We start from the raw sequence: 661 nt of genomic DNA, 5'->3' as shown, positions 1-661 counted from the left end.
GCACGCGCCATGGCTTTTTCCGACTCTTGTCTTGCATTAACAACCTGCTCTAACGGCGCAAAGGTTTCATACGAATACAAAGACGCCGTCCCTAAAAGCTTCGGAACAACAACACTGTCTTGAGAAGTTCCTGCTATCATTTCTTCTCTCGTCGCGACAGGTATCAAATATTCATGTTCATGATCGGGTATCTTCATCTGCTTTCGTCCTCACATCATTCAGAGCACTTCGTCTAATGAACACTCTTTCAAATCTTCAAGCTCTTCGCTTAACGCCTCTAAGCGCTTCTCTAAATCTTTTAACGATCCATCAAGATCGGCTTTCAAAGCTGCTTTCAGTAAATCAAAAACGCCATTAAGCGGCGCATGTACAAAACCTCCCCCCGAATACAAAACGACCCGTACTTGAGACGGGTCGCTAATCTCTGATATCGCAAACGGTTTTAATGACATTTCAACTCCTCATGTCTTGATCCCATAAATTACACTCACATTAACGGGGCGCGTTTCAACACCACCAACCCTCTCTGCCATGAGATGATGTTCATGATGCTCTCTGTCATTCAGACCTGCCGTTATAGGCGTTGAATAATATAAAAAATTAGCAAAGGGGCTCCTGATAAACCAAGGTAAACGCGGCGGCTTGTCTTTTTCTGTAAACC

At 44.2% G+C, this 661-nt stretch carries 2 protein-coding genes and 1 pseudogene; all 3 read right to left on the bottom strand.

Annotated elements, in window-relative coordinates:
- Positions 1-197: hypothetical protein (locus ACFINH_RS10245; RefSeq protein WP_375633069.1), on the bottom strand; the 197-nt coding region annotated here is incomplete at its 3' end.
- Between the two features lie 21 nt (positions 198-218).
- Positions 219-452 (bottom strand): hypothetical protein, encoded by a 234-nt coding sequence (locus ACFINH_RS10240; protein WP_375633067.1) that lies wholly within the window; start codon positions 450-452, stop codon positions 219-221.
- A gap of 9 nt (positions 453-461) precedes the next feature.
- Positions 462-661, bottom strand: a pseudogene (locus ACFINH_RS10235) (phage tail protein); the annotation flags it as partial.

It is taken from the genome of Bartonella sp. AA74HLJMH, assembly GCF_042197045.1.
In the GTDB taxonomy this organism is placed as follows: domain Bacteria; phylum Pseudomonadota; class Alphaproteobacteria; order Rhizobiales; family Rhizobiaceae; genus Bartonella.
Note: the sequence above shows the minus strand (reverse complement) of the source record. Positions and strands in the feature narration are given on the sequence as shown.

Coding starts and splice junctions, on each gene's coding strand:
- ACFINH_RS10240 (WP_375633067.1), bottom strand. CDS start 452: ATGTCATTAAAACCGTTTGCGATATCAGAGATTAGCGACCCGTCTCAA.